At 40.4% G+C, this 705-nt stretch carries 1 protein-coding gene; it reads right to left on the bottom strand.

Going from position 1 to position 705, the window contains the following annotated elements; translation table 11 throughout:
- Nucleotides 1-605 (bottom strand): hypothetical protein (locus tag CG11_RS26295; RefSeq protein ID WP_156039920.1); only part of this gene is annotated, 605 nt, incomplete at its 3' end.
- Between the last annotated feature and the right edge of the window lie 100 nt (nt 606-705).

Below are 705 nucleotides of genomic sequence, written 5' to 3'. Positions count from 1 at the left end.
GTTTCTGTTGCCTCTTTTTCCTCCATTCTTACCAACGTAAGGTCCTCATCATACTCCAAGCCCAAAGCTGCCCGATTTTCAGCCGTGTTGTTGACACCAATTCCTGACTGGGCTCCTAAATCCACGCTAAGCGCCTCCATTCTTTCTTTTTTTAGAAACAGGTACTTAAAATCCTCAGCGTATACGGTGGTCAATTTTGCCTGGCGTAGGTTCTTGGTAATGCATTCATCTTCTTCTTGAGTTTTGTGCAAAAAGTAAAAGGTGCTGTCTTCCTCTTTGTTATAGTCGGTTGGAAGTACGTAATATTGCTGCATTGGAACCAAGACGCCTTCTTCCTCCTGCAAGCCCAATTGCTCCAAGTTCTCTGGCGTATTAAAAACAACTTCATCGCCTTGTTCAAAAACGGTTATTTCTCGTTCCAAGTCCTCTATTAAGTAGGTGGGAACCGCTAAAAAGCCTTCTTTTTCTTCTTTGTCAAAAAGAACACAAGCTTTGTTGACATTAACAGAAACGCCATTCTCGGCTTCATCATTGACTAAAAAGTATAAATACCTTGCTCCTTGGCTGTGTTGGAGGGATAAGTGATAATATTTTGTTTTGGACATTGTTCTTATTTTTAGTTCATTTGTCGTTTATACTCCACGAATTTGCTCATCACTTCTCCTGCTTTTTCTTTGTCTAAGGAAGGGTATGATGTTATACTGA

The organism is Aureispira sp. CCB-QB1 (assembly GCF_000724545.1).
Classification (GTDB): Bacteria; Bacteroidota; Bacteroidia; order Chitinophagales; family Saprospiraceae; genus Aureispira.
Note: the sequence above shows the minus strand (reverse complement) of the source record. Positions and strands in the feature narration are given on the sequence as shown.